This is a genomic window from Pseudodesulfovibrio portus (assembly GCF_026000375.1).
Classification (GTDB): domain Bacteria; phylum Desulfobacterota; class Desulfovibrionia; order Desulfovibrionales; family Desulfovibrionaceae; genus Pseudodesulfovibrio; species Pseudodesulfovibrio portus.
Window position 1 is genome coordinate 728,556 of the sequence record NZ_AP026708.1, and the last position, 24,035, is coordinate 752,590.

The 24,035-nt window shown below is 62.6% G+C and carries 19 protein-coding genes and 2 tRNA genes; 9 read left to right on the forward strand and 12 right to left on the reverse strand.

Annotation, left to right across the window (positions count from 1 at the left end):
* Window positions 1–14: 14 nt before the first annotated feature.
* From ricT to murA, 6 genes are all read right to left on the reverse strand, one after another.
* Window positions 15–1,169 (reverse strand): PSP1 domain-containing protein, encoded by a 1,155-nt coding sequence (gene ricT / locus OO730_RS03670; protein ID WP_264983224.1) that lies wholly within the window; start codon window positions 1,167–1,169, stop codon window positions 15–17.
* Window positions 1,170–1,340: 171 nt separating this feature from the next.
* Complete coding sequence (locus OO730_RS03675) at window positions 1,341–1,742, reverse strand: response regulator (RefSeq protein WP_264983225.1); 402 nt, start codon at window positions 1,740–1,742, stop codon at window positions 1,341–1,343.
* Between the two features lie 91 nt (window positions 1,743–1,833).
* A complete protein-coding gene (locus OO730_RS03680) occupies window positions 1,834–2,715 on the reverse strand; it encodes an MBL fold metallo-hydrolase (RefSeq protein WP_264983226.1) in 882 nt (293 codons plus the stop codon).
* A 2-nt stretch (window positions 2,716–2,717) separates the two neighbouring features.
* Window positions 2,718–3,572, reverse strand: coding sequence for an HDOD domain-containing protein (locus OO730_RS03685; RefSeq protein WP_264983227.1), 855 nt, complete (start codon window positions 3,570–3,572; stop codon window positions 2,718–2,720).
* A gap of 129 nt (window positions 3,573–3,701) precedes the next feature.
* On the reverse strand, window positions 3,702–6,119 hold the full coding sequence (locus OO730_RS03690) for a ComEC/Rec2 family competence protein (RefSeq protein ID WP_264983228.1): 2,418 nt from the start codon (window positions 6,117–6,119) through the stop codon (window positions 3,702–3,704).
* A gap of 101 nt (window positions 6,120–6,220) precedes the next feature.
* Complete coding sequence (murA, locus tag OO730_RS03695; protein WP_264983229.1) at window positions 6,221–7,477, reverse strand: UDP-N-acetylglucosamine 1-carboxyvinyltransferase; 1,257 nt, start codon at window positions 7,475–7,477, stop codon at window positions 6,221–6,223.
* Window positions 7,478–7,544: 67 nt separating this feature from the next.
* Between murA and OO730_RS03700 the strand changes: the two genes are divergently transcribed.
* Window positions 7,545–7,620, forward strand: a tRNA-His gene (locus OO730_RS03700).
* Window positions 7,621–7,627: 7 nt separating this feature from the next.
* Here the strand turns inward: OO730_RS03700 and OO730_RS03705 are convergent.
* Complete coding sequence (locus OO730_RS03705; RefSeq protein WP_264983230.1) at window positions 7,628–8,380, reverse strand: lipid-binding SYLF domain-containing protein; 753 nt, start codon at window positions 8,378–8,380, stop codon at window positions 7,628–7,630.
* A gap of 31 nt (window positions 8,381–8,411) precedes the next feature.
* Window positions 8,412–10,319, reverse strand: coding sequence for a selenocysteine-specific translation elongation factor (gene selB, locus OO730_RS03710; protein ID WP_264983231.1), 1,908 nt, complete (start codon window positions 10,317–10,319; stop codon window positions 8,412–8,414).
* 245 nt (window positions 10,320–10,564) lie between these two features.
* On the opposite strand from selB, the gene OO730_RS03715 reads away from it, so the two are divergent.
* Together OO730_RS03715 and OO730_RS03720 are read left to right on the forward strand one after the other, a co-directional pair.
* Window positions 10,565–11,422, forward strand: a complete 858-nt coding sequence (locus tag OO730_RS03715; RefSeq protein ID WP_264983232.1) for a FecR family protein — start codon at window positions 10,565–10,567, stop codon at window positions 11,420–11,422.
* 43 nt (window positions 11,423–11,465) lie between these two features.
* Window positions 11,466–12,008: a tetratricopeptide repeat protein gene (locus OO730_RS03720; RefSeq protein ID WP_264983233.1), complete on the forward strand. Its 543-nt coding sequence runs from the start codon at window positions 11,466–11,468 to the stop codon at window positions 12,006–12,008.
* 69 nt (window positions 12,009–12,077) lie between these two features.
* Here OO730_RS03720 and OO730_RS03725 read toward each other — a convergent pair whose 3' ends face one another.
* From OO730_RS03725 to OO730_RS03735, 3 genes are read right to left on the reverse strand one after another with little or no spacing between them, the layout of a single operon-like run.
* Window positions 12,078–13,460, reverse strand: a complete 1,383-nt coding sequence (locus OO730_RS03725; protein WP_264983234.1) for an aminopeptidase — start codon at window positions 13,458–13,460, stop codon at window positions 12,078–12,080.
* A 13-nt stretch (window positions 13,461–13,473) separates the two neighbouring features.
* Window positions 13,474–14,880 carry an L-seryl-tRNA(Sec) selenium transferase gene (gene selA, locus OO730_RS03730; RefSeq protein WP_264983235.1) on the reverse strand — a complete coding sequence of 469 codons (1,407 nt, stop codon included), beginning with the start codon at window positions 14,878–14,880 and terminating at the stop codon, window positions 13,474–13,476.
* A 13-nt stretch (window positions 14,881–14,893) separates the two neighbouring features.
* A complete protein-coding gene (locus tag OO730_RS03735; protein ID WP_407681906.1) occupies window positions 14,894–16,000 on the reverse strand; it encodes a bifunctional folylpolyglutamate synthase/dihydrofolate synthase in 1,107 nt (368 codons plus the stop codon).
* A 306-nt stretch (window positions 16,001–16,306) separates the two neighbouring features.
* Between OO730_RS03735 and OO730_RS03740 the strand changes: the two genes are divergently transcribed.
* The 3 genes from OO730_RS03740 (at window position 16,307) to OO730_RS03750 (ending at window position 20,896) form a co-directional block, all read left to right on the forward strand.
* Entirely contained in the window at window positions 16,307–17,938 is a 1,632-nt protein-coding gene (locus OO730_RS03740) for a DUF342 domain-containing protein (protein WP_264983237.1), read from the forward strand.
* A 15-nt stretch (window positions 17,939–17,953) separates the two neighbouring features.
* A complete protein-coding gene (locus OO730_RS03745) occupies window positions 17,954–19,090 on the forward strand; it encodes an HD domain-containing phosphohydrolase (protein WP_264983238.1) in 1,137 nt (378 codons plus the stop codon).
* 93 nt (window positions 19,091–19,183) lie between these two features.
* Window positions 19,184–20,896: a methyl-accepting chemotaxis protein gene (locus OO730_RS03750; RefSeq protein WP_264983239.1), complete on the forward strand. Its 1,713-nt coding sequence runs from the start codon at window positions 19,184–19,186 to the stop codon at window positions 20,894–20,896.
* A 63-nt stretch (window positions 20,897–20,959) separates the two neighbouring features.
* Here the strand turns inward: OO730_RS03750 and OO730_RS03755 are convergent, their stop codons facing one another.
* Window positions 20,960–21,868, reverse strand: a complete 909-nt coding sequence (locus tag OO730_RS03755) for an AEC family transporter (protein ID WP_264983240.1) — start codon at window positions 21,866–21,868, stop codon at window positions 20,960–20,962.
* Window positions 21,869–22,027: 159 nt separating this feature from the next.
* Here OO730_RS03755 and OO730_RS03760 point away from each other — a divergent pair.
* The 3 genes from OO730_RS03760 to OO730_RS03770 all read left to right on the forward strand — a co-directional run bounded on the left by OO730_RS03760 (window position 22,028) and on the right by OO730_RS03770 (window position 24,005).
* Window positions 22,028–22,114, forward strand: a tRNA-Leu gene (locus tag OO730_RS03760).
* Window positions 22,115–22,272: 158 nt separating this feature from the next.
* A complete protein-coding gene (locus tag OO730_RS03765; protein ID WP_264983241.1) occupies window positions 22,273–22,635 on the forward strand; it encodes a hypothetical protein in 363 nt (120 codons plus the stop codon).
* A 227-nt stretch (window positions 22,636–22,862) separates the two neighbouring features.
* On the forward strand, window positions 22,863–24,005 hold the full coding sequence (locus OO730_RS03770) for a glycosyltransferase family 2 protein (RefSeq protein ID WP_264983242.1): 1,143 nt from the start codon (window positions 22,863–22,865) through the stop codon (window positions 24,003–24,005).
* Window positions 24,006–24,035: the final 30 nt, after the last annotated feature.

The window sequence follows — 24,035 nt, forward strand, 5'->3', positions numbered from 1 at the left end:
CGCCGCCAACATGACTATTTCTTGGGAGGCCTGCGCCTGCGACGCCGGGGCCTGCGGCTCCGTTTGGCCTTGTCCTCGCGCGAGTCCGAATCGTCGGCCCGGGCCTGTCGGGGCGGCCTGCCGGAACGAACCGGCTTGCCGGATTGGCCCTTGGCATCCGGCTTGTCCCTGTTGTCTTCGACCGGCTCGCTCGCGGGACCGCTCTGATCCAGATCGGCGGGTTCGGCTGCGGGTTTACCGGAAGGTGCGCCGCGCCCGTTGCTGCGGGGAGGCCTGTCCGGCCCGCCCGGCCTCCTTCCGCCACGCGCATTGCGCGGGCTTCTGGCCTTGATGTCGGCCACGGCCTCTTCGCTGGGCGGCTTGTTAACTATTTCGTTCCATTCGTCAATGGAAAGTTCCTGCTCGTTAAACCCTTCGTCCAGTACACTAAGGGATTTCTTGAAGAAATTGGACCGCAGGACCTTCAACTGTCCCCGGGCCGTCGTGTATTTCTTGCCCACGCGCGGGCACAGACGATGGAACTCCTCATACCCTTTTTGCTCGAAGCTCAGGCAACAGAGAAGGCGACCGCAAATGCCCGATATCTTGGTCGGATTGAGGAAAAGATTCTGTTCCTTGGCCATCTTGATGGTCACGGGGACGAACTTGCGCATGAAACGGCGGCAGCAACAGATCTGCCCGCAGTTGCCGATGGCCCCGAGCATCTGGGTCTCATGGCGGACGCCGATCTGCCTGAGCTCGATACGGGTCCGGTATTCGCGCACAAGGTCCTTGATCAACTCGCGAAAATCGATGCGGCCCGGAGCCGTGAAATAAAAAACCATCTTGGAACGGTCGAAAAAGACTTCCACGTCCACGAGCTTCATGCCGAGCTTGTGGCTGGTGATGCACCGGCGGCAGAACTTGAAGGCGTCCCGCGACAACGCATCGTTTTCGGCAACGGACTCCATGTCCTTGTCGTTGGCCAGCCGGTAGATGGACTTGTAGCCCTCGATCTGGTCGTTTTCGCTTTCCTTTGGAGCCTGGCGGACGAGGATGACCTTGCCCAACCCCATGCCCTGGTCCGTCTTGACGATGACGTACTGGCTCTCGCGGACGACGAACGGGCCTGATGCGAAGTAATACACTTGCCCGTAATCATTGAACTTAACACCAAGAATTTGGCTCATTACATTATCCTGTTATATAATCGCCCCGTTCAGCACGGGGGAGAAAGTATCGTGCAAAAAAAGTAATATATTAGAAAAAGGCGTTGACTTCAAATCCAGCTTCAAACGCCAAGCCGGACACCGTCTGAATCGGACGGTGCCCGGCTTACACGTTGGAATAACTGCTGAAAACTATTCCTCGACCAGCCCCAGGCTCTTGATTTCGTTCATGAGCTTTTCTTCGTCGATGGGCTTGACCAGGTATGAGGTGGCTCCCCCCAGGAAAAATGCGTCGTGCGTCTCCTTCTCATCCGCCAGCATGGTGGTGACCACCACCTTGGCTTCCTGCTGCGGGCCCACGTTGTGCTCCTTCTCCAGTGAACGGATCTCGCGCAGAGCCTGTTGTCCATCCATCTCAGGCATAAGCAGGTCCAGGCAGATCAGGTTGTACGGATCACCGTCCGAAAACCCCCGCTTGAAGGCCTCGATGGCCTCCTCGCCGTTGACGGCGATGTCGCACCTCGCCACCTGACGCAAGATTTCGTGAATCATGTTCCTGCTGTAAAAATCGTCATCCACGATCAGCGCTCTCATGTTCCTCTCCTACCTTGATCTTAAATATACAAGATTCAATGTCATTGAATGGGAAAAATTGCAACTGATTGCCAAAATCGTCCACTGCTGCTCAGACATCGAAGACGTCGCCTTCCCTGGCCAATTGAAAAGCCAGCCCGCTCTCCTTCCATTCCCGGAGCAACCGCTCTTCCTCCCGTTCCAGGTCCCGGTCCGTCCGGGTGGTGTCATGATGGGTCAGGAAGGTCCGGCCGACGCCCGCCTCCCGCGCCAGGTTCAGGACCCGCTCATACGTGGAATGACCCCAGCCCGTGTGCGTGGCGTACTCCGCCTCGGTATACTGGGCGTCGGCGATGAGCACGTCCACATCGCGCAGAAAGTCCAGCATGATCCGATGCCGCGCCTGCACGACGCGCTCGTAGTCGTCGAAATCCGCATCGCCCGGCTCGTAGATGTTGTAAAAGGGCTCGTGGTCGCCGCTGAAAAACAGCGCCCTGCCGTCACACTCCACCTTGAAGCCGAAATTCATGGCCGGATGATTCATGAGCAGGGCCGTCACCGTGGCGAAACCGAAATCCACGACCTGCCCGTCGGACAGGGTCTCGTACCTGATGTCCGCTTTCAGCTCCGCTTCGCGGACCGGGAAATGGGGATAGGCCATCTGCTTGGTCAGGACCGCGTCGATGCCGGTCATGGACAGGGGATCAGGGGGGCCGTACAGGGTCACGACATTGCCCGGCACGAACAGGGGCACGAAAAAGGGCAGCCCCTGGATGTGATCCCAATGGGTGTGGGAAATAAAGAGATGGCACTCCACGGGCGGCGACTGCATCAGCTCGATGCCCAGCGCCCGGATGCCCGTCCCGGCGTCCAGGATTATCAGGTCCCCGGAATCGGAACGGACCTCGATGCAGGTGGTGTTGCCGCCGAAGCGGACGGTCTCCGGCCCCGGTGAGGGAAGGGAGCCCCGGGTGCCGCGGAAACGGAATCGCATGCTCAAGCCTCGCCGAGTTTGATGAAAATACGGGCGTTCTCCACTTCCTCATCCAGGGAGGACAGGTCGGCGATCAGTTCATCCATGCCCATGCCGAACCGCTCCCTGATCCGGTCCGGGAAGGGCTCGATCTCGTAATTCCCGGCCGAGCCGAAGGCCAGCCGCTTGGATATCTGATTGGCCGCGAACAGGCAGTCGAGCAATTGCGAGGCCATCTCGATCGGCGAATGGTGAAAGGCCACGGCGTCGTGCAGGTCGGCGGGCAGATTCCATTTCCCGGCCAGCATGGCCCCGATATCTGCATGGGTGGCCCCGAAGACCTCCCGCTCGCATTGCGAAAGCGAAGCCCCCGGCTCCAACGCTTTGGCGGTGGCCTGCTCGAACTCGTCGGGCATGTACAGGGCGAAGACGACCTTGCCGATGTCGTGCAGCAGTCCGGCGGCGAAGTATTCCGCGGCGTCGTCGCGGGACACGCCGAGTTTCAGGCCCAGCATGCGCGTACATGTGGCCGTCGCCAACGAATGGAGCCAGAACGCGCCCATGTCCAGCCGATTGGAAACGGATTTGGGGATAACGCCCACGGCGGCCAACCCCAGGGCCACATTCTTGAGGGTGTTCAGGCCGAGGTAGACGGAAGCATGGTTGATTGAACTGATTTCCCTGGACAATCCGAAATAGGCCGAATTGACCAGCCGCAAAATCTTGAGGGTGAAAACCGGGTCACGCTTGATGACCTCCACAAGATCCTTCTGCGAACAGTTGATATCCCCGGCAAGCTTCAGAACCTTGCTCACGCTCTGGGGAAAGGCCGGCATCTTTTCGACGGCGGCCAGCAGCCGTTCGTTGATGTCACTCATTGGGCACCGCGTTGTTGTGCAGACGTTCCCGGCATCCGGACCATGCGCCGACCGGGCTGTGCCCAGACCGCAACCGCCTGGACTCTTATTAAAATATCTAGCCCAGTAAAAGGATCGTGGCAAGCACGTTCAAGGATAATGCGTTCGAATCGACCGCGTGCCGCTGCCGTCCCACTCCACGTCCACCCTGCCGTGGATGGCCGTGGACCACACGGGCACGCCCACGGCATCGACAACATCCGCGTCGGGAAAACCGTATCGGTTGAGATAGCCGTCCGAGCACAGGACCACCTCCGGAGAAACCCCGGCGTAGAATTCCGGGGAGAAGCTGGACCGGCTCCCGTGATGCGGCAGGACCAAAACCCGGGCCCGCATATCCGCGCCGCCGGACAGGAGCGCGTCGATGCCGCGTCCCTCCACGTCGCCCGGCAGCAAGGCCAGGGAGACATCGTCCCGCACCAACCGGAGAACGAGGGAGCGCTCATTGGCCCGTCCGGTCGCGAAATCCCTCGCCGGATGCAGGACCTCCAGCACTGTCCGGCCGTCGAGCCGGACCACGTCGCCCGCGTGCAGCCCCACCGGCTCCCTGTGCTGCCGGGCCAGCACGGTGCGCAACCGCTCGCCGGTAGCGCCGCGCGGCAGCATGGAATTGGTATAGAACGGGCCGACGTCGAGCCTGTCCAGGACAAAGGGCAGGCCATGGCTGTGGTCCACGTCCGGGTGGGTCATGAACACCCCGTTGATGCGGGGCGGGCGGCCATGGGTCAGGGACGGGGCGACCACGGCCTCGCCGAGATCGAAATGACTGGAGCCGCCGCCTCCGTCCACCAGCCAGCGCCGACCTCCGGGGAGGGAAACGACCAGGGACTGGCCCAGCCCCACGTCGAGCATGGACAGCCGCACCGCGTCCCGGCTGTCCGCGCCCATGACCCACAGGTGGGGCGCGACGAGCAGCGCGAGCCCCAAACCGGCCAGGGGCATCGGCACCCGCCTCGGGCTGCGCAGCACGGCTGCCGTGGCCGCGAGCAGCACCGCGCAGCCGAACATTTCGGGCCACAACGGCCTCAGGACCGCATACACCGGCGTCAGGCCGGACCCGGCCGTCCAATCGAGCAGGGCCAGGAGCCCGTCGGTGGCCCAGGCGGCCATCCCGAGACACAGCCCGGCCAGAGGTTCGGCCCAACCGAAGGAGGCAAGCCCCATGCCCAGCAGCCCGAGGGGCATGACCGCCATTCCCAGGACCGGGAGCCAGACGAGATTGAGCAGGATATTGGGACTCAACGAACCGAAATACCAGGACACCAGCGGCATGAGCGCGATGTTGGCGCACAGGCTGACCGCCAGCACCCCCGCTGCCCGGGCGAACAACCGGCGAAACCACGACCCGCCCGGGGAAAACAGGGACCGGAAATGGGGAAGCATGAGCCCGATTCCCGCCACGGCGGTCACCGACATCTGCAGGCTGAGATCGAAGAGGGACATGGGCGAGGCGAACACGATGGCCAACAGGGCGAAGAACAGCCCGTCCATGAGCACCCTGCCCCGCCCCTGAAGAAGCAGGAATCCCCAGAACCCGAACATGACCGTCGCCCGGACCAGGGAGGCGGACGGCTGGCCGAGCCAGGCATAGGTCAGCACCAGGGGCGCGGCCAGGATCACGGCCAGCTTGGGCCGGGGCACGATCAGGAGCAGCGGCGGGTATGTTCGACCGGCGAGCCAGGCCAGGGCCAGCCCCAGGGCGGCCACGAAACCGACGTGCAGGCCGGACAGGGCCAGGGTATGGGCCAGCCCGGCGGACTGGGTGGCCTCCATGGTGGCGGCGTCGAGCCGGGACTTGTCGCCGGTCGTCAGGGCCAGGACCATGGCCCCGCCCTGCGTGTCGGGCACCAGCCGGGCCACCCTCGCCCGCAGTCCGCGCTTGACGGACCGCAGGAAATTTTCGGGCGGATCGCCCCACTTCAGCGCCTTCAGCGCGCCCCTGCCCGCAGGCCACGCCCGCCAGAACACCCCTTGCCGCTGCCAGTACCATCCGTAATCCCACAACCCGGGATTGCCGAACCCGCGCACCGGGACCACCCGTAAAAACGTTTCCACGGACTGGCCGGGAACAGGCCGGTAGTCCGGGTGGCGCAGACTCAGCGCCACCTTGCCGGGCAGGGCCTCCTCCCCTCCGTCGATCAGGCAGACGGCATCGCGCAGCGTGAGCCGCAGCCGGTCGCCGAAACGGGGCTCCACGCCGTCCACCACACCCCGCACTTCCACGGGCGTCCGCGCCTCCATCCAATCGGGTATGGCGGAGGGCAGTTCCGGCGTGCGCTGAAATCCGTACCCGCACCCGAAAGCGGCGCAGCAGATGAAGACCAGCAGAGGCAGTCGGCAGTCCGGGCCGCGCAGGGTCCGGTCGGCCAGCCAAAGCACGAACAGCCCGACCAGGGCCGGGACCGGAAAACGAATGCCGAAAACACCGACGACAAAGGCCAGTCCATAGGATTGCCAGGGCAACAGCCCCGGCGCAAAGGAAGAATGATTCGTGGAGGCTTGGTTCACGCCTCTTCAGTTAACAGGATACCCGAGGGTTATCCAGACCGACGAGAAACGGCCGACATCCGCAAGGGACATCGGCCGCGTATTGTCTATGGGAAAGACGTCTATCCGCTGACCCGCTCTATGCGCGCGCCCACGCCGGAAAGCTTGGCTTCGATGTTTTCGTAGCCCCGGTCCAGGTGGTAGATGCGTTCGATGGTGGTCGTGCCCTCGGCGGCCAGACCGGCCAGCACCAGGGATGCGCTGGCCCGCAGGTCCGAAGCCATGACCGGCGCGCCCACCAGCCTGCCCACGCCGTGGACCATGGCTGTCCGGCTCTTGAGACGGATGTCCGCGCCGAGACGGACCAGCTCCAGCACGTGCATGAACCGGTTCTCGAAAATCTTCTCCTCGATGATGCCGGTGCCCTTGCCCAGGCACATCAGCGCCATGAGCTGGGCCTGCATGTCCGTGGGGAACCCGGGATGCGGCTGGGTGGTCACGTCCACGTTCTGCAACAGGCCGTTGGCCCGGCGCACCAGCACGTAGTCCTCTTCCTCCTGCAGCCAGACGCCCATCTCGCGGAGCTTGTAGCTGACCGCGTCCAGGTCCGAAAACGGGCAGTCCAGGATTTCCAGCTCGCCGCCGGTGATGGCCGCGGCCACCATGTAGGTCCCGGCCTCAATGCGGTCGGGCATGACGCGATAGTCGCACCCGGACAGGGAGGGAACGCCCTCCACCGTGATGATGCTGGTCCCCTGGCCGGAGATTTTCGCGCCGCAGGCGTTCAGGAAGTTGGCCAGGTCCACCACTTCGGGCTCACGGGCCGCGTTCTCGATGGTGGACACGCCCTCGGCCAGACAGGCGGCCATGAGGATGTTCTCGGTGCCGCCCACGGTGGGAAAATCGAGGGTGATCTTGGCCCCCTTGAGGCCGCCCTTGCAGTGTCCCTTGATGAATCCTTCGGTGATTTCGAACTCCGCGCCCATGCGCTCGAAGCCGCGCAGATGCAGGTCCACGGGACGGGCGCCGATGGCGCATCCGCCGGGCAGGGCCACGCGGGCCTCGCCCAGCCGGGCCAGCAGCGGTCCCAGACAGAGCACCGATGCGCGCATGGTCTTGACCAGCTCATAGGGGGCCTCGGGCTTGAGGCCCGTTACCAGGCTGGTTGCCTCGTTGCCCTCGAAGGAGGTCTCGCAACCGAGGATGTTGAGAAGTTTCAGCGACGTGCGGATATCGGCCAGCCTGGGAACATTGCTCAGGTTGACTTGGCCCTCGGCCAGGAGGCAGGCCATGAGAATGGGGAGGGCCGCGTTTTTCGCGCCCGAAACACGAATGCTGCCCTGAAGCGGAACGCCGCCTTTGATGATCAATCTATCCATGTGTTCCCTTTTTTATTATTTTGCTTGACCGAGGGGGGCAGCTTGGTTAAAAACTGCCCCTCACGCGGTGGGTGTAGCTCAGTTGGTAGAGCACCTGGTTGTGGCCCAGGTGGCCGAGGGTTCAAGTCCCTTCACTCACCCCAGATGAACTCAATCGGACGGAACCTCGGTTCCGTCCTTTTCTTTTGTCGTAGCGCCTTCCAGGGCCGCACCGGCGATCAGCTCGCGCAGGCGGGCCGCCGCCTCGGGCCGGGCCCCGACCGTATAGAGCACGGTCTCGGGATCGCCGCCGGGCACGCCGGAGAGGGCCTCGTTCAACGTGGGCCTGTCCGAATAGCCGCCGGTGTCAAAAGCCACGCCCGCGAACAGACCGGCCTTTTCGCCCACGAAATACACGTCGCCGGATTCCCGGAACTCGGGACTGCGCCCGTACTCGTCATCGCAATTGAAAATGACGAGATCGGCGTGGCCCTTGAAGACGAACCCCGTTTCCATGACGTAGCGGACATCGTCCTCGTGCATGAACAGCACGAGGCCCGTCCGGCTGTAGCCGCCGGCCTGCCAGCCCCAGCCAAGGGAGCTGCGGGCCATGAAGACCGGGCCGGTCCAGCCGCCGTCGGTGTTGGCCAGGAGCAGCCCCCTGCCGCCGCCTATGGTCAGGAGAAAGCCGAACTCGCCCGCCGAGGGAATGATCATCATGCCCTTGGCCCGGCTCAGAAGGGGCTTCAAGGCCTCGCCGCCGGGGTCGGCCAGATACTTGGCCAGCACCTGTTCGGCCTCGACCACGAGATCGCGGGCCGTGGCCGTGTCGGTCTCCTTCACCCCGGTGGTCCTGGCAGCGCAGCCGGACAACAGGAAGAGGGACAGAACAACCGTCCATGCATAGCGGTGACGAACATCCATGGGTAAGGCCTAAAGGGAGTGTTCCGCCGTGTCAAGACCGTTTGCGGAGACGGCGGACGTCGCCCACGCGGACCGTGAGCTTCTCCTTGTCGAAATATTCCAGAACCGGAATGAGATACTTGCGCGACAACCCCGTCAGATCCTTGAAGTCGGGTGCCGACATCTCCTCCTTTTCCTCGAAAAAGGCCAGCACCTTCTGCTTGATCCCGTCCAGGGCCGCACACTGGTAATACATGTCGCCGGACACGCGCACGATCTCGCCCTGGTCCTGCAACACCCGGAACACGCCGGACGCGGCCTTGAAGTCCATGCCCAGCGACGCGAGCACGTCCTTGAGGTTGGGAGGCGTGGTTCCGCCCTCCCGGTACGCGGCCTGAATGATCTCGCGCACCTTTTCCTGGTCCGAGGCCAGGGAGACCTTGTGGTCCTTGAGCTTGATCACTTCCTGCTCGGCCACCACGTCGCCCTTTTTGAGCAGCTTTTCCAGGACATGATGGAAGAGCTTGGGCGGCAGTCCGCGTCCCCACGACGAGGCCAGTTCGCCCCGCTGCACGCCGGGCTTCATGGAATCCTTGCGGTGGAAATCGGCCAGAAACTCCAGCAGGCCGTCGGCCAGGGACTCCACGAGCTCGCCGCCCGCATAACGCCGGGTCTCCTTGTCGAAGAGCACCGCCTTCTGCTGGCCGCCGAGCACGCCCAGGGTCTTTTCCAGCCCCTTGGACTCCAGGTTGGTCATGGTCAGCAGTTCGGCGAAATCAACGCCGTCCGGCCCGGCCAGTTCCAGCTGGGTGGCGGCCACGACCTCCGGCCGGTCGTCGGCCAGGAGCTTCATCTGCTCCACCCTGTCCGAAAACCGTTTGACCTTGTGCCCCACCGGGCCGACGATCCTGCCTCCGGCAAACGCCCGCAGCGGCGAGAAGGACCGGAGCACGATGCGGTCATCGTACACCCCGGCCAGGGGCTCGGTGAACCGGGCCTGGCAGATGGCGGTCTCGCCCGGCTTGAGTTCGTCCCGGTCGAGGAGATGGATGCGGGCCAGCACTTCGCGCGCGCCGTGATGAAAATGGATTTCCTTGCGATGCTTGAGGGGCAGGTGCGAGGATTCGAGCACGGTCAGCTCGATGTCCCAGACGTTCGTGGGGAACAGTGTTCCGGGCCGGGCCAGCACGTCGCCGCGCCGGATATCGTCCACTTCCAGCCCGGCCAGGTTCACGGCGGTCCGCCGCCCTGCCTGGGCCGTGTCCACGGTCTCGCCGTGGGATTGCAGCCCGCGCACCTTGGACCCGACCCCGCCGGGATACAGGGTCACGTCGTCGCCCACGGAGATGGAGCCGGAGACCATGGTCCCGGTGACCACGGTGCCGTGGCCCTTCATGGTGAACACCCGGTCCACGGGCAGCCGGAAGAGATCGGACCGGCGCCTGGGGGAAAATTCGGAGATCAGCGTCCTGAGGGCGTCCTTGAGTTCCTCCAGGCCCGCTCCGGTGTGGGCCGACACCGGAATGACCGGGGCACCGGAGAGGAAGGTGGGCTCCAGATAGGACGCCACCTCATCCTCCACCATCTCCAGCCACTCCGCGTCCACCATGTCGGTCTTGGTCAGGGCCACCAGCCCGGTGGTCACGCCGAGCAACTGGCAGATTTCCAGGTGTTCGCGGGTCTGGGGCATGATCCCCTCGTCCGCGGCGATGACCAGGATGACGAAATCCACCCCAGCGGCCCCGGCCACCATGTTCTTGACGAATTTTTCATGACCCGGGACATCCACGATGCCCAGCCGGTCGCCCTCCCCGAGGTCGAGAAAGGCGAAGCCGAGCTCGATGGTGATGCCCCGCTTCTTCTCCTCGGAAAGGCGGTCGCAGTCGATGCCGGTGAGCGCCTTGATGAGCGTGGTCTTGCCGTGGTCGATATGTCCGGCGGTCCCCATGATGACGGGCATGATATATCCTCAATTCCTTGTGGTTCGATTCAAATTTCCAGGAAGGCCACATGGTAGAGAAAAACGGACCGGACAACAAGGCGCAGGTATCATTCTCCGGCAGGACACAATTTTCTCCCCCCACGCTCAACATTATTGACCCCGCCTATAATTATGTTAACGTAGATAAAGATTGGACACATCAAATAAGGAGAGGGGGATAGCCCATGATGAAACCAAAAAGAACCGCACGCCTCGCAGTGGCGGTGGCATTACTGATATGCCTTGCCCCACTTACCGTCTTCGGTGCCGAACCGCCGGAGAACCTGCCGAATGCCATTGGCGAAGTCGTCTATATGGTCGGCACCGTCAAGGCGGAGCAGCCCGACGGCACCGTCCGCGAACTGGACCTGAAAAAACAGGTCATCCCCAAAGACGTGATCGTCACGAGCACCAAGAGCAGCGTCGAGATCGTCTTCAAGGACGATTCCGTCTTTTCCCAGGGATCAAGCGCCCGCATTTCACTGGATGAATTTATCTATTCCGGGAAACAAACGGCCTCAAAACTGCTTTTCAAGATGGGCGAAGGCACGTTCCGCTATGTGACCGGCCAGATCGTCAAACAGAATCCCGACGGATTCGCCCTTGAGACGCCGACCACGACCATCGGCATCCGGGGCACCGAGGTGTACGCCACCGTCACGCCCTCGCTGGAACGGGTCGGCAACCTCGATCTGTCCGCCGGTCACACCATGAGCGTCGGCCCGCAGGAGATCAGCCGTCCCATGCACGCGGTCTCGGTGGACCCGACGACCGGCAGCGTCTCCGCACCGGAACCTGTTTCCCCGGAAGAAGCGCGTGCCGTCATCAAGGCGGCCCCGCAGACCACCCAGGGCGAGCCCGGTGCGAAAAACGAGGACGTGGACGACATGACCCGCAAGGTGGATGCCTTCAGCGCCAACATCAACCGGACAAAGGACGAACTCGGCACAGGCAAACCCGACTATCAGGACCTGCACACTCTCTCACTGCAGCAGAGCGGCCAGAAAAGCGCCGAGCGGGACAATGACAAGGCCGAGGAAGCACAATCGGCTGCCGAAGGTGGCGGTGGCGGCGGCTACTAGGCCGTGGACGGCATAACCTGAATCAAGCAAAAAGGATGAGACCATGAAAATACATTTCATGAAATACGTTCTGCTCCTGTCCGCAGTTGCGGTTCTTGCTGCCGGTTGCATGAGCGGCATGATAGAAAAGCAGGGAAGGACGGCGTACCTGGAAAAGGACTACGCCACGGCCAAGATGAAGTTCGAGGAGGCCATTGTCGAAGGCAACGCCGATGCCATGTACCACCTGGCCAACATGTATGTGGAAGGCAAGGGAGTTGAACAGGATTACGCCAAGGCGGCCTCGCTGCTCGAACAGGCGGCAGCGCTGGAACACCAGGAATCCCAACTCATGCTCGGCCTTTTTTACGTCTATGGCGACGGCGTGCCGCAGGATCCGGCCAAGGGTGCCGGTTTGATCAAAGCGGCCGCCGTAAACGGACACGACGTGGCCATGTATTATCTCGGCAACCTGTACGCAGGCGGCCTCGGCGTCCCCAAGGACATCCCCTCCGCCCTGCATTGGATGAAGGAAGCCAAACTCGCCGGTTTCCCGGTCAAGGACGAGCTCCTGACCGAAGCGGGACTGCAGGCTCTCTACAAATAACCGAATGAGCAATGAAAAGGGCCGGGGAATCTCTCCCCGGCCCTTTTGTCTTGCGGATGAAGCCCCGCCCTACCGCTTCAGGAATTCGCGGAAAGCCAGGGTGCAGGCGTAGATGTCCGCCTTGCTGGCTATCTCGAAGGGCGAGTGCATGGACAGAACGGGCACGCCCACGTCGATGACGTCCATGCCGTACACGGCCAGAAACTTGGCCACCGTACCGCCGCCGCCCACGTCCACCTTGCCCAACTCGGACATGTGCCAGGGGATGCCTGCGTCGTCGAGGATGCGGCGCAGCCAGCCTATGTAGTCGGGGTGGGCGTCGTTGGCCCCCACCTTGCCGCGATGGCCGGTGAACTTGTTGAAGCACGGGCCGTAGCCGAGACGGGCCGCGTTGAGGGGCTCGTAGACGTCCTTGTGGTCCGGGTCCATGGCTGCGGACACGTCGGCGGACAAAGCCGAACCGTTCATGAACACCGTGGACAGCCGCGCGCCGGGTTCCCAGGCCTCCACCAGCTCCTCCATGCAGTACTCGAAGAAATAGGACTTGGCACCCGTTGCGCCGTCGGAGCCGATCTCCTCCTTGTCCCAGAACAGCACGATCTGAGAGAACTCGGGCTCGGGCTCGGCCAGCAGGGCCTCCAGACCGCAGAACACGCTGGAACGGTCGTCCTGGCCGTAGCCGCCGATGAGGGCCTGGTCCAGCCCCACATACCGGGCCGGACCGGCCGGGACCGCCTGCATCTCGGCGCTGAAGAAATCACGCTCGTCGATGCCGTACCGCTTGTTCAGGATTTGCAGCACCCGTTGCTTGACCGGCTCCTTGGCCTCGTCCTCGTCCTTGCCGTTCGGGGCCGGGGACTGGCCCAGTATGACGTTCAGCTTCTCCGCCTCGAAGGCGTCCTGCACCTTCTTGACCACTTCCTTGTACGCCAGATGGGGCAGCAGGTCGGTGATGGTGAAAACCGGGTCCGCCGGGTCCTCGCCGATGCAGACCGTGACCACCTCGCCGGATTTCTTGACCACCGTGCCGTGCAGGGCCAGCGGGATGGTCAGCCACTGGTACTTGCGGATGCCGCCGTAATAGTGGGTCTTGGCCAGGCAGATGTCCAAATCCTCGTAGAGCGGACGCTGCTTGAAGTCCAGGCGCGGGCAGTCGGCGTGGGCCCCGACCAGGCGGAACCCCTCGGACAGCGGGCGCTTGCCCTTGCGGGCCAGGAAACAGGTCTTGTTGCGGTTGAACCGGTAGGCCTGCGGAGCCTTGAGGTCGTCCACGAAGCCCGCCTTTTCCACGCGCTCGCGGACGTAGTCCATGACCAGCCGCTCGGTCTTGCACCGACTCAGGAACTTCACGTAATCGGCGGCCATCCTGTCCATGGCCTTGAGGTGTTTCTTGGAACCGTACACCTCCCACGCGGTCTTGGGATCATATTCGAGATCGGATTTCTTGCTCATATGTCTTCCTTGTTTATGAGGCCGACGCGGACACGGCCTGTTCCAGGGCATCCGCCACCAGTTTGAGTTCCGTGGAATCCAGGGTGCGCGGGTCCAGGAGGAATTCCTCGTCCTCGATGCGCGCCACCAGCGGCGGGTCGGTCTTCAGGAGGGCCTCCCGAAGCTCGCCCGCAGAAATGTTCTTCACGGCCAGGGCCACCACGGTGGTGGGCAGGTCGTATTCGGGGAAGGCACCGCCGCCAACGCGGGACATGCCCTTGCGCATGGTCACTCTGGCCTTTTTGCCCAGCCGCTTGCGGATAACCTCGGCCAGACGGCGGGCCTTGGACTTGAGCGCCTCCTCGGAGGCGGTGATCATCTTGAGCGTGGGCACCTGCCGCCGGGCCTCGTCCATGTCGAGGTACGACCGCAGGGTCGCCTCCAGGGCGGCCAGGGTCATCTTGTCGATGCGCATGGCCCGGTTGACCGGATTCTTCTTGATGCGGTCGATGTATTCCCTGCGGCCCACGATGATGCCCGCCTGGGGGCCTCCGAGGACCTTGTCCCCGGAAAAGGATACCACATCCGCTCCCTGGGCCACCACCTGCTGGACCGTGGGTTCGCCGAGCAGCCCCTCCCCTTCCAGGGCATACAGGGAGCCGCTGCCAAGGTCCTCGATGACCGGCAGGTTGTACCTGTCGCCCAGCGCACGCATCTCGGCCAGGCTGACTTCCTTGGTAAAGCCGACGACCCGGAAATTGGAGGTGTGGACCCGCATGAGCGCGCCCGTTTCGTCGCCTATGGCGTTCTCGTAGTCGTGCACATGGGTCCGGTTGGTGGCCCCGACCTCGCGCAGCACCGCGCCGGACTTGGTCATGACGTCCGGGATGCGGAACGAACCGCCGATCTCGACGAGCTGCCCGCGCGACACGATGACTTCCCTGCCCCGCGCCAGGGTCTCCAGCATAATGAACACGGCGGCGGCATTGTTGTTGACGACCATGGCCGCCTCGGCCCCGGTGATGTCGCAGAGGATTTTCTCCACATGGGAATAGCGGCTGCCCCGCTGCCCGGTGGACAGGTCGAACTCGCAGTTGGAGTAATGGCCGCACGCCTCGGCCACGGCCTCGATGGCGGACTTGGACAGCAGCGAACGGCCCAAGTTGGTATGAATGACCACGCCGGTGCCGTTGAGCACCCGCCTGAAATGAGGGCGGGCCCCGACCCTGGCAAAGGCCGCCAGCCGGGGCAGCAAGGCTTCCAGCTTGAGCTCGTCCGGCTCGGCGACGACGCCGGACCGGATCTCCTCGCGGCATATGTCGAAAAATTCGTTGACCAATTGCTTGATCAAGGGCCTCGGCAAGGATTGCATGTCCTTGACCGATTCAAGCGCGGACAGAGCGGAGTCCACGGAGGGCAGGTGCCTGAACAACGTACTCATGATCTTCCCTGTGTTATGCGGTGAGAAAGTGCGGATACAGGGTATAGAAGTCCGCAAGCAAATACAAGGACCCGCAGATGAGTGTCGGCGAGGAATATTTCGACCCTTCGGCCAAGGCCGCTTCGAGGGAATCCAGCACAACAGCCTTCTCACCAAATGTTTCTGCCAGCCGTTCGGTGCGGCAGGCGCGGTCATAGGCCATGGGCACCGCCAGGACCGGACCCGGCGTCAGGTCCCGGACCATCGGCACCATGGCATCGAGGTCCTTGTCCTCCATGCAGGAAAAGATCACGCATCCAGGCTCCGAGCCCGACGCCGCCAGGGCGGCCTTGAGCGCGGCGAGGGCGTGGGGGTTGTGCGCCCCGTCCAGGATGACCTCGCGCCCGTCCACGTCGACGCGCTGGAACCGCCCGGGCAGAAAGGCGGTTTCCAGGCCGAATATCTCCTTGTCGGTCTCACTCTTCAGGTCGTGCCCGGCAGCGAACCAGCGCCATCCGGCCAACGCGAGCCGGGCGTTGACCGTCTGATGGATGCCCGGAATTCCCAAACGCCGCGCCGCAACCGGCTCGGCCATGTCCACGGCATACATGAGACGGGCTCCCACGGCTTCGGCCCTGTTCTCCAGCTCCAGAAGCGCGTCCGGGTCCTGGGGGCCCGTCACGCCGCAGCTCCCTGCTCGCAGGGCCCCGGCCTTGTCGCGGGCGATGGCGGCCAGGGTGTCGCCGAGGACCTTTTCGTGATCCATGCCGATGGGCGTATACAGAACCAGCTCCGGCGCAAAGACATTGGTGGCGTCGAATCGGCCGCCGAGCCCGGCTTCCATGACGGCCACGTCCACCCGCTCCTGCCGGAAGGCGAGCATGGCCAGGCAGGTCTGGAACTCGAAATAGGTCAACTCCGCCCCTGCGGGGGCGGACAGGATGGCATTCGCCAGTTCGACCCATCGGGCTTGGGAAAGCATGGCCCGGTTGATCTGCACCCGCTCGCGCATGGTCAGAAAGTGGGGCGATGTGAACACGCCCACCTTGAGCCCGTGGGCGCGGGCCAGGGAGGCGAAAAACGCGGCGGTGGAGCCCTTGCCGTTGGTGCCTACCACATGGACAACCGGCAGGTCCGGCATGCCCGAGGACTCCCAAAAGCGCTCCATTCTGTCGAGGGTCAAATCCATGTGGAACAGGCCGAGCCCATCCAGATATTTCTCAAGATGTCGATAATTTTCAATTCGCATACCCGAGGGATGATATCAGGAAACCTCAGCGGAAGAAACAGCCGAAGACCCTGTTTTGTTGCCCGGAATATCGGCACCTTTTCCAAACAGGCTGAGGAGAATACGCGAATATCATTGACCAAAATTTTGATATCTGCCACGCTTCGGATAAATTCGACTTTCCGGTGCCGGCGTCCCTGGCGCCAAGGAGACGAAACAATGGCTGCTGACGAAACACGCTGCCCGCTGACCGAAGGCAGCATCACCCCTCTGGGCGACTTCACTCTCCCGGTCATACCCGGCAAACCCTTTGCCGAACTCAATGAGGCCGGTCTGCCGCCGGAACTGTCTCCGGGCATGGGCGATGAAATGCCCTACCCGAGTTCACACCTCATCTGCAATCCCGATGCAGCCACTGTGACCGCCGACACGGTGGGCCTTGTCCAGGCCGACCAGGACGGCCTGAACGTCATCCCGCTATGGACCGTGTCCGAAGACGGGATGACCATGACCATGGACTTTTACCCCACGGACTGCTTCGGGGACCCCATTTCCGACGACAAATACCGCGACTGGCTGCCCGAAGGTTGCCGAGGCATCGACAATGACGCCCTGGACGCCGCCGTGGCCGAGGCCAAAAAGACCGGAAACCCGGTCATGGAAGTGGTCATCGCACACGGCGTGGAGCCGTTGAACGGCCGGGACGGCCAGGTCAAGCTCAGCTTCCAGAGCGGGGACGACATCGGCACCCGTCAGAAGGACGGCAGCATCAATTTCCGCGAACGGGGCGGCATGGCCTGTGTGGCCGAAGGCGAACACGTCGCCTCCCTGACCCCGCCGACCCCGGGCAAGTCGGGCTTCGACGTCCTGGGGAACGAACTGCCCGCCAAGGACGGCAAGCCCCTGGCTCTCAAGGCCGGGACCGGCGTCACTTCCGCAGGCGGCGACGGGGTCACCCAGGTGTTCACGGCCACCATGGCGGGCATGATCGTACACAAGGACGACACCCTCTCCGTCTCCGACATCCTGGAAATCAACTCGGACGTGGACCTTGCCTCGGGCAACGTGCACGTTGACAAAGGCTCCATCCTCATCAAGGGAACGGTCACCACGGGCGCGGAAGTCACGGCCCAGGACAACCTTGTGGTGGAGGAAGTGGTGGAAAACGCCACCCTTCGGGCCGGGAATGACGTCACGGTAGGCGGCGGCGTGCTCATGGACGAGGGCGGCCTCATTGAAGCGGGCGGCACCGTCAGCGCCAAATTTTTCCGCAACGCCACCATCCGGGCCGGCGGCGACGTGGTGGCCGAAGTGGACTTCGTCAACTGCGACATCATCGCCACGGGCCGCGTCATATCGGGGTCCGACAAGGGGTTGGCCAACGGCGGCGTTTACGTCTGCGGCGGTATGGACGTGGCCGAGGTGGGCACCGACGTGGGCTCGACCACGAAGGTCACCCTGGCCCTGCCCGGCGGCGAAGACCAGGACATCGACGATAGAACGCACAAACTCCAGAAGAGGGTCGAGGAACTGAAAAAGTTCATCGGGGCGGACGACGCGGCGGCGGCCCTGCTCTCGGCCCCCAAGGAAGACCGGGCCATCCTGGCGGAGCTCTTCAAGGCCAAGGCCCTGCTGCTGGCCAAGATTCGTGGGATCGAAGAGGAAAAGAAACAGCGCCTCATCGCCCGGGGCAAGGAACTGGCCCGAATCGGCATCACGGCCAGGAAAACGGCCCACGCAGGCACCACGGTCAGGATCGGCAACAAGACCCTGAAGCTCAAAAAGGCCGTGCAGGCATCGAAAATCCATTGGGACCCGGAAAAGGGCGACATCGCCGTTTCGGGCATATAGGTACGGGGAATCACCATGGCGCTTCCGAAAATCATGCTTGTCACCAAGGACAAGAATTTTGCCAAATCCGCAAAGGGCGCACTGGGCGGTGCCGTGGTTCTCAGCCTGACGGACAGCGGCGAAAAGGCCCTCAAGGCGCTGGGCGGCAAACACGATTATTCGGTGGTCATCGCCGACATGGTCCTGGCGGGCCGGGACGGCCGCGCATTTCTGGCCGCAGTAAGGAAAAACCACCCGAAGATCAGGCGCATCGCCGTCACCGCCACCCCTGATTTCGAGCAGGCCATGCAGCTCGTCAACTCCGCCGCCATATCCTGGCTCCTGCCCAAACCGTGCAAGGCCGAGGAACTCCGAAAGGCGGTCACCGACGCCATAGGCCGCCATAGGCGTGAAAAAGTCGAAAACGAGTCCATGAAGGGCACCCTTGTCGGTGGCGTCAAGATGCTTGTGGACATCATGAAAATGACGCATCCGGAGGCCGTGACCCGCAGCAAACGCATCCGCGCCAGGGCCCAGCAGATCAACCGCAACCTCAAGGCCCTTTCGCCCCAGTTCATGGACATGGTCATCATGCTCGCCAACGTCGGCTGCGTCGGGCTGCCCAGGACGCTGCTCAGAAAAATGGAGACGGGTGCCGGCATCACCAAACAGGACATGCAGACCTTCCGCACCCATCCCGGCATCGCCAACCGGCTGCTGGAGAATGTCCCGCGCATGGCGAAAATGGCCGAGATTCTCCATCTCCAGAACACCCCCTGCTCACAAAATCCGCCGATGGGCGCCCGCATTCTCAAGGTGTGCCAGGACATGGACCAGATGCTGCTCAACGGGGCCAGCCAGGAAAAAGCGCTGCTCCACATGCGCAAACGGCCCGAGGTATACGATCCCGCCGTTGTCGAGGCCTTGAGCCGCAGCGGGCTCGCCGCCTCCGCTCCCCAGGGCGCGGGAATTCCCGTAGCCGACCTGAAACCCGGCATGACCATGACGCAGGACATGGTCACCAAAGACGGGACCGTGCTGCTGCACAAGGGCGAGTGCCTGAGCGAGGCCTCGCACATTCGGCTCACGACCTTCAACGACCTGATCCAGGTCGAGGAACCGGTCTACGTACAGGACACCGGCGCCTGCTCCGATCCCGCTTTCGACAAATAATGTCGGGACCGTTTATTTTCGCACAAGAATAATGGTTTTCTCTTCCCGGGCCATGCTAGAAAACGACAAAAGTCATCAGCATTGGAGGCCCGAATGCTCAGAAGAATCACCATCAAGACACGAATCCTTGCCCTTATTTGCGGCATTGTCCTTTTTATCATCGGTTTTTCCTACGCCTTTCTCAACGGCATAGAAAAGGTCAAGGAAATAGGCGTCGAGGAATCGACGCAAGCCATGATCACCGGCGAGAAACGCAAACTTCTCGTCGCCACCCAGTCCATGGCCGTCAGTATCGGGTCGGCCATCGCCGACGTCCCGGAACTCGACGGCAAGATCGGGATCATCCGCAACCTGGTGGACGAAATCCGCTTTGAAGACGACAAGTCCGGCTATTTCTTCGTTTACAACAAGACCATCTGTGTGGCCCTGCCGCCCAACAAGGCCCTCCAGGGCAAGGACCTCGGCCATCTCAAGGACCCCAACGGCGTCATGCTGGTCCAGGAACTGAACAAGCTGGCCCACAACGGCGGCGGCTTCCTCGAATACATCTGGCCCAAGCCGGAAAAAGGCGACCAGCCCAAGCTCTCCTACGCCATGCTCATCCCTGGCACGGACATGTGGATCGGCACCGGCGTCTACCTGGACAATGTGGCCAATGAGAAAGCGGCCATCGTTGCCGACATGGACAGCCTGGTCTCGACCTACGCCTGGACCATCGGCGGCACGGTGGCGGGCGTTTTCATCCTGATCGTCCTGCCCATCTGCCTGTTCCTGGTCCGATCCATCGTCCAGCCGCTCAACGAGGCCGTTGAACTGGCGCACCAGGTGGCCGACGGCGACCTGACCAAGGACATCACGTCGGAATACAAGGATGAGCCGGGTTTGTTGACCACGGCCCTCGGCACCATGGTCTCGCGGCTGCGCGCCATCGTAGGCCAGGCCAAGGCCGGAGCGGGGAATGTGGCCCTGGGCAGCACGGAAGTGACCGCCTCGGCCCAATCCCTGGCCGACGGCGCGAACCGCCAGGCGGCCTCGGTGGAGGAAGTCTCCTCATCCATGGAGCAGATGATCAGCCAGATCAGCCGCAACACGGAAAACTCCCGCGAGACGGAACGCATGGCGAGCCAGACCGCCCAGGACGCCCAGAAGGGCGGCGAAACGGTCATGGAGGCTGTGGCTTCCATCAAGCACATCGCCGAACGAATCTCCATCATCGAAGATATCGCCAGGCAGACCAACCTGCTCGCCCTGAACGCGGCCATCGAGGCGGCCAGGGCCGGTGAGGCGGGCAAGGGGTTCGCAGTGGTCGCCGCCGAGGTCCGCAAGCTGGCGGAGCGAAGCGGAACGGCCGCAGCCGAAATCGGCGAACTCTCGACCAGCACCCTGGCCAAGGCGGACGAGGCCGGAGCCATGCTCACCAAGATGGTGCCGGATATCCGCAAGACCGCCGACCTGGTGCAGGAGATATCCAGGGCGAGCATCGAACAGGATGCAGGCGCCAACGAGATCAACAAGGCCATCCAGGAACTGGATTCCGTCATCCAGCAGAACGCCGGAGCCTCGGAGGAACTGGCGGCCACGGCCAAGGAATTCACCCAGCAGGCGGGACAACTTCAGGAGGGCATGCGCTTCTTCGACATCGGCGGACAGGACTATTTCGCCGCCGCGTCCCGCTCCATGGTTCGCAAGACGGCCCGGCCCGCATCGTCGCCCGCGCAACTGCCGCCCGCGCGGCAGGCCCGGGAGCCCGAAGGCTTCGACATGGACATGGACGAACCGGCCGACAAGGACTTCGAACGGTTCTAGTCATCCCGAAACAAAAAAAGCGCGCCTGCATGAATGCGGGCGCGCTTTTTCGCTTCATCCGGGCTAGACGGCCATGAGCAGCATGTACCACAAGGGCAAGGTCAGGAAGGACAGGGGGATGCCCACCCCGAGCATGGAAGCGGCCAGGGAGGGACGCGCCCCGTAGGTCATGGCGATGATGCCCCCGGTGATCATGGGGGCCATGGCGGACTCGAAGACCGTGACCTTGGCCACGAGGTCCGTGGCGTCCAGGACATATATATAAAGGATGAAGATGATGAGCGGGGCCAGGACGATCTTGTAGCCCAGCCCGACCAGCAGTTCCCTGGCGTGCCCGCGGATGGCCCCGAAGCGCAGGGTCAGCCCCACGGACAACAGGGCCAGCGGGCTGAGGGTCCCGCCCATGCGCTCCAGAATGGAGACGAGCCACGGGGGATAGGCCACGGGCTGCAGGGCGAACCCGAGCACGATGGACAACAGCGGCGGGAACAGCAGCACCTTCCTGGCCAGGGCCGCCCCGCTGATCTTCTCGCCGGAAACCCCGGCGGCCAGGATGATGCCGGGGATGGACAGGGCCATGAACGTCCCGGCCGTGTCGCAGAGCATGCCCACGCCCAGGTACTCGGGACCGAAAAAGGTCTCGATCATGGGCAGGCCAACAAAGGAGGTGTTGCCCAGCCCGGCGGTCAGGGCCAGGCAGACCTGCGTCTTGCGGTCCATGCCCTTCATCCCCTTGAGCACATGGAAGAACAGAAGGTAGCCCAGGCCGAAGACGATCCAGGCCATGGCCGCAGGCAGAATCAGCGCCACCCCGAGGGGCAATTCATGGGCGTAGAGAATCGCCAGGGCAGGCAGGGACATATGGATGATGACCGCATTGATGGTCATCGGACCATTTTCACCGACAATACCGGTAATCCTCAGTCCGATACCCAACAGCATACAGACGATCAACAATAAAAAATTTTCCATGTCCCCCTCCGAATTGACTCAAACAACTTATTGTTATTTCTAGAAAATTTCAAGCAATTAGCCCCCCGTCAGCCGACCTGTCCAAAGAATGTCAAAATAATGAGAAAAAACACTTGCCAATGACCATGGGCCTCTATATAACTCTTTCTCGCTGAACGTGCCGAAGTGGTGGAATTGGTAGACACGCATGGTTCAGGACCATGTGGTTTCACGACCGTGGAAGTTCGAGTCTTCTCTTCGGCACCAGAATGAAACAAGCCCTCATCCGACAGGATGGGGGCTTTTTCCTTATGCCGTGAGCCCGGTCCCGTCTTTTCCCCATGAAAAGAAAAAAATAACACCCCGCACCGATGGGTTGGGGTATCACGGGCATAGTGACAACCTTCAACCACACGGAGAACACTATGCCCAACATGGATTACCCCGGACCGTGCCCGAGCTGCATGGGAATCGACGGCTGCCCGACCGACGCGGGAAAACAGGAGGCCGTCGCCCACTATTGCAAGGGACTGGAAATGGAACTGAACACATGGAAGGCGCGACTCTACGACGTCCTTGCGTCGGACAAGAGCAGCAGCCTGGGGGACGAACTCATCCTGATCAAATCCACGGTAAAGGAACTCGAGGCCATTGCCGCCGAGATGCAGGACACCTGCCCCTCAAGCCTCGGTGGTCAGGAAAAGATCATCGGCGGAAAGCTTGAGGACCTGCGGGTCCACTACACCAAAGCCCTGCAAGTGCTCGCCCCCGGCTGGTTCGGCGGCTGATGCTCCTGCAGGAATGAAGGAAGCCACGCGGGCAAAAAGCTCCCGCCTTCGTCACTGACGGCTCCAGACCTCGGGGCGGCCCGGACATTGTTCCGGCGCCGCCCTGTCTTTATGAAAACAAATACAATGAATACAGCGGATTAAACCCGCCTCAACAATCCTGAAAGCGGTCTCCTGCGGCCAGACTTTCCTTTACAACCATTTCCACTCTTTGGTAGACAGCCCCCATGCCGAAAATGACCTTCGCCATTCCCTGCTACAACATGGAGCCGTGGCTGCCCGTCTGCCTCGAATCCTGCCTGTACCAGACAGAGCCGGACATCGAGGTGCTGGTGGTCAACGACGGGTCCACGGACGGTTCAGGGGACGTCGCCGATCACTATGCCGCGCAGGACGGGCGCGTTCGTGTCATCCACCAGACCAACCAGGGACACGGCAAGGCCCGTCAGATGGCCCAGGACAACGCAAAAGGCGAATTCGTCCTGTTCCTGGACGCCGACGACTTCCTGGACAGGAACGCGGTGCGCGACCTGCTCGCGGTGGCCGAGCGGGACAAGGTGGACGCGGTCTGCGGCAACGCGGTGGTCTTCTCGGACAAGACGTTCAATTCACGGAAATACTTCTACCATCCCCCGGCGGCCAACCTGACCTTTGCCGATCCCCGGTATTGGAAATCAAAGGTCGCCTGGCGGTGGATCATCCGGCGCAGCGTGCTGACGGACAACAACCTCGAACACCCTCCCTACAAGTCCGGCCAGGATTACTGCTTCATGCTCCAAGTGCTGACGCGCATCGAGTCCTTCTCCCAGTGCGGCAGCTTCTTCTATTTCTTCCGCCAGGAGCACAAGCCCAACCGCATGACCATGGACACGCTCATCCACCACCAGTTCGCGAGCTTCCTCCTGGCCAAGGATATCCTCATGGACGCCGGGCAGATCAAGCCCGTCATCAGATTTCTCCAGGAAAACTTTTTCCGGGACGTGAAGAAGCTGGCCGCCCGGCTTCCGGAAGAAGGCGCGGAGTGGGGCATCAAATGGCTGGACTACGCCCTCAAGACGTTCAAGGGGTTGAAGCCGGAATACTTCACCCAGGAATTCATCAGGCCCGAGCTGAAACTCGACAGGAACTTCGTGCCCCTGGCCCAGGCGCTGTGCAACCAGGACAAGCAAACCGCCCTGTCGCTCTTGAACAGCTACACGCCCGCGCCGTCGGCCATATCGAACATCCTCCCGGACAAGGAGCGCAGCCGCTTCCACTCCTGGCGCAGGCGGATCAAGGCCCAACTCAAGCCCCTGTCCCTGCGGACGCGGTTCACCCTGCGCCAACTGGAAAGGCTGGCGGACGAACGGCTGCGGACGCCGGTCCGATGACCGCCCGCGCCATTGGCATGGCAGCCATAT

Excerpts from the sequence above, each read along its gene's own strand:
- selA (WP_264983235.1), bottom strand. The coding sequence starts at position 14,880 with ATGAGTACGTTGTTCAGGCACCTGCCCTCCGTGGACTCCGCTCTGTCC.
- OO730_RS03675 (WP_264983225.1), bottom strand. The coding sequence starts at position 1,742 with ATGAGAGCGCTGATCGTGGATGACGATTTTTACAGCAGGAACATGATT.
- ricT (WP_264983224.1), bottom strand. The coding sequence starts at position 1,169 with ATGAGCCAAATTCTTGGTGTTAAGTTCAATGATTACGGGCAAGTGTAT.
- OO730_RS03705 (WP_264983230.1), bottom strand. The coding sequence starts at position 8,380 with ATGGATGTTCGTCACCGCTATGCATGGACGGTTGTTCTGTCCCTCTTC.
- OO730_RS03685 (WP_264983227.1), bottom strand. The coding sequence starts at position 3,572 with ATGAGTGACATCAACGAACGGCTGCTGGCCGCCGTCGAAAAGATGCCG.
- OO730_RS03745 (WP_264983238.1), top strand. The coding sequence starts at position 17,954 with ATGGCGCTTCCGAAAATCATGCTTGTCACCAAGGACAAGAATTTTGCC.
- OO730_RS03680 (WP_264983226.1), bottom strand. The coding sequence starts at position 2,715 with ATGCGATTCCGTTTCCGCGGCACCCGGGGCTCCCTTCCCTCACCGGGG.
- murA (WP_264983229.1), bottom strand. The coding sequence starts at position 7,477 with ATGGATAGATTGATCATCAAAGGCGGCGTTCCGCTTCAGGGCAGCATT.
- OO730_RS03765 (WP_264983241.1), top strand. The coding sequence starts at position 22,273 with ATGCCCAACATGGATTACCCCGGACCGTGCCCGAGCTGCATGGGAATC.
- OO730_RS03725 (WP_264983234.1), bottom strand. The coding sequence starts at position 13,460 with ATGAGCAAGAAATCCGATCTCGAATATGATCCCAAGACCGCGTGGGAG.
- OO730_RS03740 (WP_264983237.1), top strand. The coding sequence starts at position 16,307 with ATGGCTGCTGACGAAACACGCTGCCCGCTGACCGAAGGCAGCATCACC.
- OO730_RS03720 (WP_264983233.1), top strand. The coding sequence starts at position 11,466 with ATGAAAATACATTTCATGAAATACGTTCTGCTCCTGTCCGCAGTTGCG.
- OO730_RS03755 (WP_264983240.1), bottom strand. The coding sequence starts at position 21,868 with ATGGAAAATTTTTTATTGTTGATCGTCTGTATGCTGTTGGGTATCGGA.
- OO730_RS03770 (WP_264983242.1), top strand. The coding sequence starts at position 22,863 with ATGCCGAAAATGACCTTCGCCATTCCCTGCTACAACATGGAGCCGTGG.
- OO730_RS03750 (WP_264983239.1), top strand. The coding sequence starts at position 19,184 with ATGCTCAGAAGAATCACCATCAAGACACGAATCCTTGCCCTTATTTGC.
- OO730_RS03735 (WP_407681906.1), bottom strand. The coding sequence starts at position 16,000 with ATGCCGGACCTGCCGGTTGTCCATGTGGTAGGCACCAACGGCAAGGGC.
- selB (WP_264983231.1), bottom strand. The coding sequence starts at position 10,319 with ATGCCCGTCATCATGGGGACCGCCGGACATATCGACCACGGCAAGACC.